Origin of the sequence: Paenibacillus kyungheensis (genome assembly GCF_028606985.1) — a bacterium.
Classification (GTDB): Bacteria; Bacillota; Bacilli; order Paenibacillales; family Paenibacillaceae; genus Saccharibacillus; species Saccharibacillus kyungheensis.
Window position 1 is genome coordinate 1,195,051 of sequence record NZ_CP117416.1, and the last position, 16,208, is coordinate 1,211,258.

Annotated in this window: 9 protein-coding genes; 7 read left to right on the forward strand and 2 right to left on the reverse strand. The window is 39.4% G+C overall.

Annotation, left to right across the window (positions count from 1 at the left end):
- Nucleotides 1-368 precede the first annotated feature (368 nt).
- From PQ456_RS05205 to PQ456_RS05235, 7 genes are all read left to right on the forward strand, one after another.
- A complete protein-coding gene (locus PQ456_RS05205) occupies nt 369-1,253 on the forward strand; it encodes a carbohydrate ABC transporter permease (RefSeq protein ID WP_373462034.1) in 885 nt (294 codons plus the stop codon).
- Nucleotides 1,254-1,343: 90 nt separating this feature from the next.
- A complete protein-coding gene (locus PQ456_RS05210) occupies nt 1,344-3,014 on the forward strand; it encodes an extracellular solute-binding protein (protein ID WP_273615188.1) in 1,671 nt (556 codons plus the stop codon).
- Nucleotides 3,015-3,266: 252 nt separating this feature from the next.
- Entirely contained in the window at nt 3,267-5,147 is a 1,881-nt protein-coding gene (locus PQ456_RS05215) for a sensor histidine kinase (RefSeq protein ID WP_273615189.1), read from the forward strand.
- Nucleotides 5,148-5,151: 4 nt separating this feature from the next.
- On the forward strand, nt 5,152-6,720 hold the full coding sequence (locus PQ456_RS05220; RefSeq protein ID WP_273615190.1) for a response regulator: 1,569 nt from the start codon (nt 5,152-5,154) through the stop codon (nt 6,718-6,720).
- A gap of 133 nt (nt 6,721-6,853) precedes the next feature.
- Nucleotides 6,854-9,715, forward strand: coding sequence for a CHASE3 domain-containing protein (locus PQ456_RS05225; protein WP_273615191.1), 2,862 nt, complete (start codon nt 6,854-6,856; stop codon nt 9,713-9,715).
- A 165-nt stretch (nt 9,716-9,880) separates the two neighbouring features.
- Entirely contained in the window at nt 9,881-10,885 is a 1,005-nt protein-coding gene (locus PQ456_RS05230) for a hypothetical protein (RefSeq protein ID WP_273615192.1), read from the forward strand.
- Nucleotides 10,886-11,147: 262 nt separating this feature from the next.
- Nucleotides 11,148-12,491, forward strand: a complete 1,344-nt coding sequence (locus tag PQ456_RS05235) for a hypothetical protein (RefSeq protein ID WP_273615193.1) — start codon at nt 11,148-11,150, stop codon at nt 12,489-12,491.
- A 106-nt stretch (nt 12,492-12,597) separates the two neighbouring features.
- On the opposite strand, the gene PQ456_RS05240 is transcribed toward PQ456_RS05235, so the two are convergent.
- Complete coding sequence (locus PQ456_RS05240; protein ID WP_273615194.1) at nt 12,598-14,403, reverse strand: ABC transporter ATP-binding protein; 1,806 nt, start codon at nt 14,401-14,403, stop codon at nt 12,598-12,600.
- Nucleotides 14,400-16,139: an ABC transporter ATP-binding protein gene (locus tag PQ456_RS05245; protein ID WP_273615195.1), complete on the reverse strand. Its 1,740-nt coding sequence runs from the start codon at nt 16,137-16,139 to the stop codon at nt 14,400-14,402. Before PQ456_RS05245 ends, PQ456_RS05240 begins: the two co-directional genes overlap by 4 nt.
- Nucleotides 16,140-16,208: the final 69 nt, after the last annotated feature.

Consider the following 16,208-nt stretch of genomic DNA (forward strand, 5'->3'; position numbering starts at 1 on the left):
AATCCTTAAAGGCGAGCGCTTCGCTCTTTCAGAACACTCTATTCTCGCCGCTAAAGCTACCCTGGGTGGGGGAGGGGCAGGAAAGATTAGTTAGTTTAACTGACTTTACTGCTTCAATGATTTAGCTAGGAGTTTTTAAGCTACTAACTCCCCAACCAAGCTCTTGCACGAAGCATAATCTCTTGACTTACCGAATTTGATCTATTGCTTTTAAATTTTTGCGTTTAATTCTCTGTACTTAGATCACTGTACTTAAATCAAGCAATTCATGTTTAAATCTCTTAATCTTTAATCTAAAAATGCTTTAAAAGAAAGTGCGCCTGAAAGACCCCTCACTCTAATGGTAAAGGAGAATGACGATGATTAGTATGAAGGCAGATCGTAAGACGCGTGGTGAAGCGATTTTTGATACGTTGAATACAGTATTGATGATCTTGATTTGTTTTATTACGCTGTATCCGATCTGGTATGTGCTTGTGAATGCACTAAATGAAGGAACCGATGCGATGCGTGGTGGGATTTATTGGTGGCCACGAATATTTAGTCTCGAAAGCTTCAAAGCGGTATTCCAGAGCCCGGGTATTATGCAAGCGATGTGGATTACTGTAGCTAAGACGTTGATTGGTACAGTCATACATGTATTTTTTACAGCAATGGTAGCTTACGCCTTGTCTCGAAAAGGATTGATCGGAGGCAAAGTCTATATCTGGATCGGAACGATCACTTTATTTTTCAGTGGCGGATTGATTCCTACCTTTTTATTGATGAAGGATTTACAGTTGTTAGATAACTTTTTGGTATATATTATTCCAGCGATGTTTAGCTTTTTCGATCTTATTATTTTTATGACCTTTTTCCGTGAAATACCGGAAGGACTAGAAGAAGCTGCGCGGATTGATGGTGCGAATGATTGGTCGATTTTCCTACGGGTTGTATTGCCAGTGTCTATGCCTGTTATCGCCACGATTGCTCTCTTTCATGGAGTGTTCCAGTGGAACGATTATTTTACAGGTATGATCTATATGAATGACACCAGCCTACAACCGATCCAGACGTATCTTTACCGGGTTGTTGCTGAATCTAGCTCTAACCAGATGCTTTCTGCGGTACCGGGAGGAATTACCCGTTCAGTGACGTCGCAGTCGATCAAATTAGCTACAATGGTGGTTACAACGATGCCAATCGTATTCGTTTATCCATTTTTACAAAAATACTTTGTGAAAGGTATGATGATTGGTTCGATTAAAGGCTAAGTCTGATTCGTTTGATAGCCAAAGCGGTAACAGCTTGTTTACTCGATATGAATAACTAATGATTACAAATAGAAAAGGGGTATTGATCTGATGAAACGAAATATAAATCATCGCAAATGGCACAAACCTGCATTGATGCTAACACTAGCCAGCTTGATGATGTTCACTACAGCTTGTTCTTACTTTGGTGGAGGAAGTAAAAGTGCATCTGAACAAAATAATACACCGGTCAAAGCGGCTTCTGCCAATGAACCGGGTTGGAAAGTAGATACATCACCGATTACATTTGACTGGTATATGAACTTCTCCTGGTATACTGGAAGTGATTGGGGAACTGATCCAACAAGCCAATATGTAACAAAGAAAACAGGGGTTAGCTTAAACTTTATCGTGCCTGCTGGTAATGAAAATGAAAAACTGAACACCATGATTGCTTCTGGCAAATTGCCTGACTTTATCACACTCGCATGGGGTGAAGATGCAGTCAAAAAAATGATCGAAGGTAAATTGGTTTTGCCACTGAATGAATTAGCAGACCAGTATGATCCTTATTTCTACAAAGTAACCGATCCAGCCAAATTAGCATGGTACACTCAGCCAGATGGTAATGTATATGGATATCCGAATGCGTCTTCTTCTCCTGCGGATTTTGCAAAATACGGCAAAAATTATTTGTCCAATCAGGTGTTTGTTGTACGCAAAGACATGTATGAAGCACTAGGTAAACCAGATATGCGTACACCGGAAGGATTTTTGAAAGCGCTCAATATGGCAAAAGAGAAATTCCCTGAAGTAAATGGACAGCCACTAATTCCACTAGGATTACACGAATTTACGGAAAACGGGAACTATTCATTAGAAGGATATTTGCAGAATTTCTTAGCAATCCCGATGGAAAAAGACGGCAAGTTGTATGATCGTACAACCGATCCAGAATATCTACGCTGGCTCAAAACGTTCCGTCAAGCAAATCAAAATGGATTATTATCCAAAGATATCTTTATCGACAAACGCTCTCAAATGGAAGAAAAAATAGCACAAGGACGTTACTTTGCAATGTTGTATCAACGTAGTGACTTTAATACACAACAAAATGCACTTTATGCTAAAGATCCTAATTCAGTCTATATCGCAGTCGACGGCCCGTCTGATTCCAAATTAGATCAACCTATTTTATCTGGCCCGGGAATCTCAGGCTGGACATTAACATTGATCTCCAAAGACGTCAAAGACAAAGCACGTGCGATCCGTTTTCTTGAATACATGATCAGTGAAGAAGGACAAAAAGACTTCTATTTAGGTGAAAAAGGAGTCACATACGATACGGTGGATGGCAAAGATCAATTCAAGCCAGAAGTATTGAAATCACTAAACAGTGATCGTTCAGAATTTGATGCCAAATACGGTGCGTCCCATAAATACTGGATGCAAATGAATACAAATATTACAGATCAATGGAAACCAGAAAGTGTCGATCCTTTCAAACAAATGGAAGAATGGACCAAAGGCAAAACAGTTAGTTTCTCTGAATTTGATCAATTGAATCCAACAGGTAATTCACCAGAAGGAATCATCAACACCAAGATCTCACAACTATGGGGTAAAACATTACCTAAATTGTTGTTAGCTTCTTCTGATAATGAATTTGATCAGATCTTTAACGAATACTTGAGTAAACGTGAAGCAGATGGATTAGCCAAAGTACAAGCATATCAACAAACAGAATATGAGAAAAATAAAGCCAAACTAGAAGCACAATAAAAGAGCAGATAGCGATCGGGATTGCATATAATAGTATAAAAAGGGACTTGAGCAGAAGCCTATTCTGTAAAAGTCCCTTTTTGTACACAATTTTCCAGTTAATTGAGTTACAATAGAATACATAGTTTAACCGCTTACATTTATAAATTGTGATCATCATTGAAGTTGTTGGATAGGGAGGAATAGATTACGTTTCGTCAAATTATACAGCCTTTTCTGCATTGGCTGAACACTCTTTCTTTACAAAGTCGATTGATCGGCACCTATATTATTGTGATTTTGTTACCGACTACAGCAGTGTCATTATATTTTTATAATCAGGTCAATGAAACATATATTGAAGATACACGGCTTAAAAGTATAGATGCGTTGCAAAATGAAAAACAGGTTTTGTTAACACAGATTGAAACGATGGAACGTGCAGCCCAGCTAGCTTTATCAGACAAAGAAGTGATTCAATATCTTGCTGGCAATGAAAGTGCGCCTACGTCAGAGTTGATAGAGTTTAACAACAGTTTTTATACCAATCTGGCACAAATTGAGATTAATAACCCGACTATTTTACATCTTCGTTTATATAGTGCTAGTGAATATACGTATGAGATTTGGCCGATTTTTTTTCAGGAAAAGCGAGTACAGGATCAGCCGTGGTACAAGCTTGCGCGTATGTTAGGTGATCTTGAAGGATGGTATGTGCAACAGCAAGATTTATCACGACCTTCTGACCGTACCAGAGTGCCTGAACTTGATCCACCGAAAATATCATTGTTACGCGAAATTCAGTTACCGAAAGGACATCATGCCGGTATTGTACAGGTCGATATGTTGTTATCCAATTTTGCTCCACGTACGTATGGAACTTTACAGGAAGATGAATCGCAAATGTTGCTGTTAGATGCAGGCGGTGGATATATCCCTTCTTCTCCTCAGGATAAGAAGTATACTGCTCCTTTACAACAATGGTTGAAAGAGAATCAAGTACAAGCCAAGAACCCATCATATCAAGTAGAACACCAGTCGGTAGACAACTACACAACAGACGAAAACATGTCTTCAATTCGGTATACGGATCAAGGCAATGCTTATTTAGCGACATCTACCCGGATCGATCGATTAGGGGCGCAGTTGGTTCATATCGTTTCATTAGAAAAAGTACTACAAGATACGAAGCGTGCTCGTAATGGTATTGTGCTATTGAATATCGGATTTATTTTGTTGGTATCTCTTATTACGTATCTTGCGAATACGATTATTCTCAAAAATCTACGCCGATTAACAGCCGCTATGAAAAAAGTACGTCGTGGTGAACTTCATCATGGGGTCAAAGTGGATGGTGGAGGAGAGATTGGAGAACTGGCGTATCATTTTAATCGGATGACACTCACGATTAATGAATTAATAGCACAAGCTGTCAGCAAGCAAGCTTTGATGAAAGAAGCTGAACTGCGTACGTTATATAGCCAGATTGATGCTCATTTTCTCTATAATACGCTTGAAAATATCAAAATGTTAGCCGAGATCGAAGATCAGCGCCACATCTCGGATGCGTTAACTTCACTTGGTGGAATGATGCGTTATAACTTCAAATGGTCGGGTGAATATGTGAAATTGAGCGAAGAAATACGTCATATTCATAATTATATCGATGTTATGAATATCCGTTTTGAAGAGCCGGTTCAACTTCATATTGATATTCCAGCGTTATTGCTAGAGCTAGAAATCCTAAAAATGTCTTTACAACCTTTAGTTGAAAATGCATTTAAACACGCTTGGAATGAAGATGAATATATAGAACGATGCTTAATAATTCAGGTTGTTGCTGAACCGGATCGAGTGATTACGGTAACGGTTCAAGACAACGGTAGTGGAATGAGTCAGGCGCAATTAGAAGCGTTACAACAATGGATTCATATGCCAGATGAACCTCATCATTCGCATATGAGCAATAGCTATCCTGCACATGCGTCTGAAGAACAGCAGTCACGTAAAGGTGGAATAGGTCTGCGCAATGTACAGAGACGACTTGCTTTATTTTATGGAGAAGATTACGGGCTACATATTACCAGTACTTTGGGAGAAGGAACGATTGTAACTTTACGATTTCCGAAAGTACTGCTGACAGGAGGAGAATGATCAGATGACTCAAATAATGATCGTAGATGATGAACGTAATATCAGACAAGGATTACAAGTGATGATCGAGCGGGAGTTTCCTGCGCATTATCAATATATACATGCACGTCATGGACAAGAAGCTTTAGATCAGATGATAAATACTGCTATTGATATTGTGATTACCGATATACGGATGCCTGTAATGGATGGTGTGCAGTTTTTAGAACAGATGCGTGGTCTCAAGACGTTAGCTGTCCAACCCTATGTCATCGTATTAAGTGGATATGATGATTTTGAATATGCCAAAGCAGCTATTCGTTATCAGGTGAGCGAATACTTGCTCAAGCCGATTCGACGTGAAGATTTATTTGATGCTTTGCGTCGGTTAGAAGAAGAATTGCAAAAGCGTGATCATGTTTCTCGTAGTCTTGCTGAAGTCGAACAATATCGGTTGCAAAAAGATCAAGAGCAATTACAAAGTCTATTGTATGCAGATCCATTAGAGCTCACTGCATTATCGGAACAAATAGACGGTCTACGGTTGCCAGAACATTATGTGATCGGTGTATTTCAGTACAAAAATAAAGAAGGCATCTTGATTGATCAGCAGGAGCTTACCGTCTTAATGAAGCGATTATGTGCAGGGATGAATATTCAGTGTACTGCACAATTGTATGACAAAGAAGATCGGCTGGTCTGGATTATACCTGCGACTGAATTACATCATTTAGAACAACTAGCAGAGATAGCAGCACAGCGAGAAGTAGAAGGACTTCTTATCGGGGTTAGCGAACAAGGCAGTCAGTTGCAAAGTATTGCTGAGCATTATCAAGAAGCTTGTCAGGCACTTCATTATGGATTTCTTCATCCTGGTATTCATCTTATCCATTATCGTGTTGTAGAGCAGACCTATACGACATGGAGTATTCCAGAAGAAGAGATTCGCTTGCTAGGCAATACACTCGGAAGTGATCGTGATCCAGAGATTGAGCAGCGATTGTATCAGATTTTTAGAATTCATGAATTGATCTATCTGCCAATCGCTTATATTGAGCAAGTGGCTCAGTGTATCAATGAACAGGTGTTGGATGAGATTTTTAGACATTATGGCGAAGCTTCGGTAGAAGTATTACGTCTGTATCGGCGTGTAGGCAATCTGAATCATTACCGTTATTTTCAAGACTATTTCCGTGATCTAGAAAATGTACTGATCTGTCTTGATGATTATATCCGGCAATTGCGTATTATTCATACCGAGCCTCAACATCTCAAAGAAGCGGTGCAATTTATTCATGCTCATTATGATCGTCCTTTAAATATGGCAATCGTAAGCAATCATGTCTCACTCAATTACTCTTATTTTAGTGAAGCTTTCAAAGCATATACAGGTGAGAGCTTTGTTATCTATCTCAAAAAAGTACGTATTGCCAAAGCCAAATTATTGCTAACCGAAAGCTCTTACCGATTAAACGAAATCAGTCAACAGGTAGGATTTGAGAGCAGTCGTCACTTTTCAAAAGTGTTCCGGGAACTAGAAGGAATTACCCCGCAGGAGTATCGTTCCAAAATGAATGTGCGCTCTTTGATCTAATTATGAAAGCAAATAATAAAAAATAATTGCATATGCAAGAAATAGATTCCTTTTCATTAAAGTTTGCAGTAAAATAATGAAGCAAGTACCGATGAAATTACGGAATATGGAGTAGGTATTGGAGGTTTTATGATTGCCCAAGCGTGCAAATTGGAGTATTCGCACCAAAATTATTTCTGGGTATGTGGTCATTATTTTATGCGTAGGCGTTGTGTTACTGATGATGTCTGGACGTGTGAATCAATTAGAACAAGAAAATAGATATATTAACGATCATGATCTGGAAGTTCATAATCTAACCAATCTGATCGAAAAGCATGTGCTTGATATGGAAACAGGGCAGCGCGGGTTTGCTTTGACTGGCGATGATAGTTATCTGGTTCCTTATAACAACGGAGTTCTGCAATGGGAAGCCGATTATAACAAATTAGTAACTCTGGTTGAAGATAACGAATTGCAACGTAGCAATTTGGGTACGATCAAGACAGGCATAGACAAATGGATTCAAGATGCGGGCGATCCGGTTATCTCCATGCGACGTAATAACAATGAAGCAGGGATTACACAATTTTTCAAAGTCGATCCTGGTAAAGAACAGATTGATCGTTTGCGTAGTGAACTTGAAGCTTTTCGTGTGACCGAAAAAGCATTAACCGATGCACGTATTGAAAGTATTGCCGCTAGTAATGAGCGTCTATTTATAGCTATGGTTGCATTATGGATTGTAGTAGCGATTGTTTCTCTGATTACAGCATGGGTTATTGCTCGTCAAATTGTAAGAACATTGCGTGATGTAACCGATACGATTCATGATATTGGAGAAGGTGGCGATCTGAACAAACGGATCGTTATTCGTACGCGCGATGAGATTGCAGAGTTAGGTACAGCAACTAACCAATTGTTAGATCATGTACAGCATGAGAATTGGATCAAAGACCAGATTGCGATTGCCTCGACTCGTTTTCAAGAAGCGGATCGTATTGAATCGCTGTCCTCTGCATTATTAACAAAAATGAATAAATGGTTCGACGCTTCATATGGTGTTGTCTATTATGATAGCGAAAATGAAGAAGACGGCTGGCTCAAATCGGCTTCTTTTGCCGCTCATACCAAAGATATTGAATTAGGGGCAGCTTATATTACTGAAGGCGAAGGATTAGCCGGACAATGTATTGTAGAAAAAAGAATGTTAACGTACAGCCCGCTTCCTAAAGGTTATGTGCAGATCACTTCAGGATTAGGTCGTGCAGAAGCCAAAGCGTTAGTAGCGGCTCCGATTATGTTTGAAGGTAAAGTATTAGCTGTTGTTGAAATTGCTTTTATCGAACCGATGACAATAGAACAATCGGATTTGTTTGAGCATTTATTAAATATTTTTGCGGTTACGATGAACTCGTTATTGATTCGTAAAAAGATTGAGCAAATGTATCATGATTCTCAAAATATGAATTATGAGTTGCAAGTTCAATCCGAGGAATTACAAGTCCAATCGGAAGAACTTCAGACGCAAGCTGATGAACTGCATATGCAGACAGAAGAATTGCAAATGCTGAACGAACGTCTGGAACAAGGCAAGATGGCAGCTGAAAGTACAGCGATTGAACTTGATAAATATGCTCAACAGCTACAAGTCAGTTCACGTTACAAATCAGAATTTTTGGCAAATATGTCTCATGAATTACGTACACCGCTCAATAGTATGTTGATTCTTTCACAAATTCTATCTGAAAATAGTGCCAATACGTTGACAGAAAAAGAGCAAGAATATGCTTCTATTATTCACCATTCAGGTAAAGACTTACTCAATCTGATCAACGATATTCTAGATCTATCCAAAGTAGAAGCAGGCAAAATGCATATCGAGATTGATCCGGTTAGTACACAAGCGATTCCTGAACAAATGGAACGTTACTTCAAAGAAGGTGCAGCATTACGTGATCTTTATTTCAATATTGAGGTCAATGATAATGTGCCGGATATGATTTATTCCGATGATATGCGTCTACAGCAAGTCTTGCGTAACTTATTATCGAATGCGTTCAAATTTACTGAAGCCGGTGGTGTCACGTTAACGATCGAGAAGTTAGATCAGGTACAGACACAAGAGTATCAATCCGATCAACCGATGATTGCTTTTACTGTTCGTGATACAGGTATAGGAATCTCACCTGAAAATAGCCGCTTGATCTTTGAAGCGTTCCGACAAGCAGATGGAGCGACAGCTCGCAAATACGGCGGTACAGGATTAGGCTTATCGATCTCCTCCCAATTGGCTCATTTGTTAGGTGGAGAAATTACGCTAGAAAGTACAGTAGGCGAAGGCAGTACATTTACATTCTATATTCCTTGTCTGGAATCAGATCCGAATGATGAAAGTGAACTATTTACTGTTCAGCAACCGATCAGTCATACTGTCTTTTTTGAAAAAGATCAACTCACATCAACAAATACCGAGTCGGAACTTCATACCAACACATTGATTCAATCTTCACGTCTAGCTACATCGTATTCAGAGATGGATCGTATGACAACAGCTAGCAATGAACAAGTAGCCGATGTGGTAAAGCAGGTGATGACAGAAGAGCAGTACGAAGGTCTAGACGGCAAAAAAATTCTAATCGTAGATGACGATATTCGAAATGTATATGCATTGACCAGTCTGTTGGAGCGTCATAGTGTGAATATTCTAATTTCACAAAATGGACGGGATGCTTTAGAAATTTTGCATATGACACAGGATATTGATCTGATTCTTATGGATATTATGATGCCCCAATTAGACGGATATGAGACGATGCGTACAATTCGTAATCTGTATGGATATGCTCAAGTTCCGATTATCGTCTTAACTGCCAAAGCGATGAAAGAAGACCGCGAGAAAGCTATTCAAGCGGGAGCTTCTGACTATATGAGCAAGCCATTAGAAATGCAGCAAGTATTGCTTCGTATCGAACATTGGCTAGGCAAAACGCAGATCGATTATTTTACAACATAAATGAAAATCCTAAAAAGATACTTTCCTTAGTGGAAGTATCTTTTTTTGTCGTTTAGGTCTTAATACCCTTGAGTAATATTTAATTTAATAGTAAATTTGAACTATTATTAAAGCTAACTAACTTACTAAAAAATGGGTATTTATTTCAAAAAAGGAGTACAGTGTATGAACATTTCTTCATCTGCAAGCTATGCCGGAACAAGTAATCTGGGATATCATTCATCAGCTAGCAATGATCCAATCGCCAAAAGCGCATCAACCGATTCATTATCTTCTCAAGATCGTGACGCTAGACCAGCAACAATATCGGTTAATGAAAAAAGTCCACAGGAACAGCAATTGGAAGAAGCCAAGCAATACAAAAAAGAAGATCAGCAAAAAGAATTAAAAAAGAAAGAAGCTGATCAATTTTTTGAAGAACAACAAAAGCATAAAGAAGAGATCGACAAAATCGCCTATGAGATGTTAGCCAATCAAGGAATTGCTCAGATTGGGATAGACAACCAGCTAGCATTGAACAAAGACAATTACGGGGATACTGTTAAAAGTCTGGTTGCCAAAGGATTTCAAATTGATACAGATGAGCAGAAATTAACAATTAGTTCTAAGCTACATCAACTGAAATTAGAAATTAGCAAAGAATCATACGATCAATATGTCAAAACAGTATATGGTAAAGAAATTGCGGATGAGTATACAGATACAGATCAGTCATCATTTCCTGCTCCAGCCCATTCCGGCAATACGATAACAGGAAGTGCTACAACAACATCACCATCCTCGACAACACATCAATCTGCACCATCAGCTACGCCACAATCCGAACCAGTAAGTGCAACTCATTCATCTCCAGCGACTACACCTTCAACACAGACAACACAAACAGAATCATCGGCTAATGAACCAACTTCAGCCACGACAACCAACAATAGCACATCAACCTCACAGCCTTCTCCAGCAGCTACACCAACGCAGACAACACCAACAACCAGTAGCAATAATAACAGCTCTACTACAGGCACAACTAATCAATCCAGTACGAATCAATCTAGCAGTTCTACAACTTCTACAAGTGGGTCATCTGGAAATAATACCTCATCTTCTGGCAATACAGCATCAAATAATGGAAATGGTATCGGCTCTATTTTGACTGGCGGATTAGTGAAATAAATATCTTTATTTACTCTTATGCGATAGAAATGTCGAATAAGAGTTTTTTTTGTAGAAGTACATATATTCGACAAAATGTGATTACATTTTATGGTATTTTTTAAAAATTATAGTTCAAATTACCCTTGCTAACTAAGTTGTTAAACAGTAAATTATTACTATACTAATTTGGATAAATATTACTATTATGTTTCTTTGATGGAAAGAAAATATTTGCCATTCGATCGATATTAAATATCAATATTATGAAGGAGACTGCCCTATGAATATTACACCTAATGCGAGTTACTCTTCGACGGCTAGCCAGAATTCATACTACTCCTCACTCTCTGGTGATTCTAATAAATCGACAACAACTAATGGAAAAAATGCAGTATCTACTAATCCTGCTTCACCTACTGATAACAATCGAACTGACAAAACACCAGCCGAACAAAAAATAGAAAGCAATAAAGAATACAAAAAAGAACTGCAAAAAAAGGAAACAAGAGATAAAGAACTGGATGAACTTTTTGATAATCAACAGCAACGTAAAGAAGAAATAAATAAGCAAGTACATGAGACATTAACAAACAATGGATTTTATCAACTTGGTGCACAAAATGGGATAGCGCTTACGAAAGAAAATATGGATGAAACGATGAAGAGTTTGTTTAACAAAGGGTTTCAAGTGGATTCCAATGAGGAAAAAATGACGCTGACTTCCAAAGTACATCAGATGAAAATGGAAATTAGCAAAAATGCATATGATAAATATGTAGAAGCTGTCTATGGACAATTGAATCCTGTATCAGATCAGATTTCCAAACCAAAAACTGATCCATCTATGATCAAAACAGGTGTATATTCACCGCCAGCTTCTATGGTGAAGCCGATATTGACTACAGTAGGTACAGCTACAGGTTCGATCCCTTCAACAGTCAATCCATCTGTACTAGGATCTGAAGTAACTAAGCCAGCACCAGAGCCAGTAGCGACAACGCCGACACCAACACCAGTACCAACAAGTACACCAGCACCAGAGCCAGTAGCAACAACGCCGACACCGACACCAGCACCAACAAGTACACCAGCACCAGAGCCAGTAGCGACAACGCCGACACCAACACCAGCACCAACAAGTACGCCAGCACCAGAGCCGGTAGCAACAACGCCGACACCGACACCAGTACAAACAAGTACGCCAGCACCAGAGCCAGTAGCGACAACGCCGACACCAACACCAACACCAGTACCAACACCAGTACCAACAAGTACACCTACACCAGCACCATCCACAACAAACACGATTAGTACACCGGTGAGCACTACAACAAATTCAACTACTAACAATACAACAACCAGTTCTACTTCAGTTAATATTCCGGTCACTGTTCCTAACGTTATTACCGTAAGCACATCTATTCCGGTATCATCCACTTCTACACCAACATCAACAACGTCAGCACCTTTAGTATCAGTGACAAGTCCGTTGTTAACGCCGAAATCTACATCTACTGTTGTTCCAACAACTACAACAGCAACAGCGCCAACAACGACTACCGCTCCGACTACAACTTCTACAACAAGTACATCTACTAAAAATGTACTTGGACTTTTGAAGTAATAGGTATTATATGATAGAACGATGTGAAAATCCCTTTGATGCATACTGGATTAGGTCAATATCGACCATCATCCTGTAGGAGTATGCACCAAAGGGATTTTTTGTTCTATGCTTGAATAACGTGTTGATTGGATTGCCTAGCATGAAGATATAACTTGGCATACGTACCATGATGAGCAATTAACTGAGCATGAGTACCTTGTTCTATAATCTCACCATGTTCCATAACCAGAATACGATCTGCATGCATAATGGTCGAGAGACGATGAGCGATCACAATCGTTGTACGTCCTTCGGATACCGTATCAAGAGCTTGTTGCACCAGTTGTTCGGTATGCGAATCCAGATTAGCGGTAGCTTCATCAAGTATTAATACTTTAGGGCGGAAGACGACGATACGGGCAAATGAAATCAATTGACGTTCACCCGCAGACAATCCACTTCCTCGCTCTGATAGACAAGTATCGTATTTTTGCGGTAAGCGTGTAATCATCTCATGGGCACCTACAAATCGGCAAGCTTCGATGACTTGCTCATCAGTGATGTTCGGCTGGAACATTCGTACATTGTCGATAATCGAACCGGAAAATAAAAAAGGTTCTTGCTGAATCAGTCCTACTATACGATGCAGTGTTTCTTGGGGCATCTGTCGCAGATCAATATCATCAATAGCGACAGAACCTTGACCGACATCATAGAAACGATTGAGTAGAGCAATCAATGTACTTTTGCCTGCTCCGGTTGTACCTACTACACCAATCATTTCACCAGGTTCAATATGCAGATCCAGATGCGGAATCACTGTCTGATCTGGATTATATCCGAATGAAATATGGTTAAAGTCTACTTTTCCTTTTACTTTGTCTAGATCCACCGTTACGGCTTGATTAGGTGTTGGATCTTGAATCTCTGGTTGGAGTTTGAGAATACGCCAGATTCGATCCATAGAGACAGTGGTAGATTGAAATGTATTCCATTGCATCGTAATCTGATTAATCGGTTGAAAAAATTGACGGATATAACTGATAAAAGCATACAATACACCAACTTCAATCTGTTTGTTAAATACAGCTACGCCTCCAAGCCAGACCATCAAGACCAGAGCAATATTGCCTAAAATATCAAAAGTACGATTGAAAAATACATTCGATTTTAATTGCTCGACATTGGCTTGCCAGTAATCGGCATTGTATTCATTGAATCGTTTTTTCTGTTCTTGTTCCTGATGGAAAATCTGTATTAAGCCCATACCGGATAAGTTCTCTGCTGTAAATCCAACTAACTTGGATAAGCGACTGCGTGTATACTGATAGACCTGTCGCAATTTACCACGAAATAAAATGGCTAGTGTAGCAATAACAGGTAAAGTGATCATCGAATACCACGCTAATGTAGTATCCAGACGGAACATAAAGTAAATAATAAACACAAGCATCATACCATCACGAATCAGACTTAATAATACCTGTGTAAAAAATTGGCTGATCGTTTCAGTATCACTGGATACATTTGTTACCAATCCGCCATTGCTAGAGCGATCAAAAAAGCTCATCGGTAGCTTGGTAATATGAGCGAATAGATCATTACGAATACTGGCGACAATATGTTGACCGACATATTGCAACAGATTGCTTTGTAGATAAGAGAACAGAAAGCTGACTACGGCTAACCCTAGATAAATAGCCGCCATTCCTGTTAAAAAAGGCAATCCATTTTGTCCGGCAGCAATATGATCATCAATCACAATTTTAACCAGATACGGCTGTAATAGATCCGCAGCGATAGCAAGCATCGTTGCAAAGAAAATACCGACAAATGTCCAACGATGAGGACGAGCATAAGCTAAGATTGCACGCAATGCTTCGTAGCGGATAGGCGTACTGGATTTGGTAGTCGATGATAGTTTGCTCATGCGCGCAACCCTTCTTCCTGTAATTGATACAAGGATGAATAGATGCCTTGTTGTTGCAACAATTGTTGATGGGTTCCTTGTTGTACGATCGTACCTTCGTCCAGCACAATAATGAGATCAGCATGTTTTACTGCACTGATCCTATGCGAAATAATTAAGTTCGTATAATTATTCCGTTCACGAATCAGGTTATTTAGTATTCCTGTCTCGGTGACTGCATCGACAGCGCTCATACTATCGTCCAGAATCAAGATGGGCCCTTTTTTCACCAATCCACGTGCAAGACTGGTACGCTGACGTTGACCACCGGATAGAGTGATACCACGCTCACCTAATTTGGTATCGAATCCTTCTGGAAAATTAGAAATAGGATCATAGATCATCGCCTGACGTGCATGATCTTCTACTTTTTCAAGCGGTGTATCCCGATCACTAAAAGCAATATTGTCACGAATCGTCGTGCTAAATAAAAATCCATCTTGAGGCACATAAGCGATACGTGAGCGTAGACTTTGCAATGAGATCTGACGAATATCTGTACCGCCTAACCAGACTGTATTTTCAGGTGGATCATATAGACGGAGTAACAGCTTCACCAACGTGCTTTTGCCAGAACCTGTTTTACCAACGATTCCCACAGTTTGTCCGGCTTCAATATGCAGATTAATATCAGACAGCGCGTAACGCTCACTGCCAGGGTAAGCAAATGATAAATGTTTTATTTTGAGATCAGGTGTTGAAGCTAACGGTTGTGCATTAGGATGATCTTCGATATCTGGCTTTTCAGCAAGTAAACGATTCACGCGATCCAGCGAAGCCCCTGAACGTTGCATCATATTGATCACGTTACCAATTTGCTGTAGAGGGCCTGACATAATTCGCAAGTACAACGTTAATGCGATAAAATTACCGATCGTAATCGTACCTTGAATCGTTAAGTATCCTCCATATAATAGCGAAATTACAAGCGATAATGCGCCTAGAAATGGAACAGCCGCTTGAAATAAAGAGGACATGCGAACAAGGTGTAACTGGTTATCACGAATATGATTGACTGTTGTTCCAAAACGCTGACGTGCTGTAGGCTCAATCGCAAATGTCTTAGTCACTCGAATACCACTCAATTGTTCTTCTGCTGACTCAGTCATAACGGCTAATGATTCCTGTACATTTTGCGAACGTTTGCGGATTCGTGGCCCAAAGTAAATAACTAGAAAAGGAATCCCTACCATCGGAATAACACTTACCAGTATCAAATACAATGGAATATGACTGAGTAACATCATTACAATACACGATAAAAACAAAAAAATAGCATTGGTGGTCATCGTGACCCCATTTGAAATCGATTCACGAACAGAATTGACATCATTGGTCATCGAACTTAGTAATTTACCTGTTCCTTGCTTGGAGAAGTAATATTCACTGAGTGTGGAGAACTTGCTAAAAAGACTTTGACGTATTTCAAATTCGAACTTGCGTCCTAATCGCATGACTGTGAATTGCCCTGCACCGAAAAAGAGATTATACATAATCCCTATCACAGCCAGAATTACGCTATATTCAATAATCATTTGATATTGTATTCCACCATTCAGCAGAGCATCTGTAAATTGTCCCAGTACACGGGGGATAGCAGCTTGCCCGATATTAGACAGAATGATCAAACTGACAGCGAGTAAATAATATCGCCAATGCTTTTGGACATAATCAGTTAGAATACTCCGATCTTTCATATTTATATGTTCCTTCTTTCTTAAACGGTATATCTTTTTACAACCCTTGAATTCCGATTGTTAAACAGT

Coding starts and splice junctions, on each gene's coding strand:
- PQ456_RS05205 (WP_373462034.1), top strand. CDS start 369: ATGAAGGCAGATCGTAAGACGCGTGGTGAAGCGATTTTTGATACGTTG.
- PQ456_RS05210 (WP_273615188.1), top strand. CDS start 1,344: ATGAAACGAAATATAAATCATCGCAAATGGCACAAACCTGCATTGATG.
- PQ456_RS05220 (WP_273615190.1), top strand. CDS start 5,152: ATGACTCAAATAATGATCGTAGATGATGAACGTAATATCAGACAAGGA.
- PQ456_RS05230 (WP_273615192.1), top strand. CDS start 9,881: ATGAACATTTCTTCATCTGCAAGCTATGCCGGAACAAGTAATCTGGGA.
- PQ456_RS05235 (WP_273615193.1), top strand. CDS start 11,148: ATGAATATTACACCTAATGCGAGTTACTCTTCGACGGCTAGCCAGAAT.
- PQ456_RS05240 (WP_273615194.1), bottom strand. CDS start 14,403: ATGAGCAAACTATCATCGACTACCAAATCCAGTACGCCTATCCGCTAC.
- PQ456_RS05245 (WP_273615195.1), bottom strand. CDS start 16,139: ATGAAAGATCGGAGTATTCTAACTGATTATGTCCAAAAGCATTGGCGA.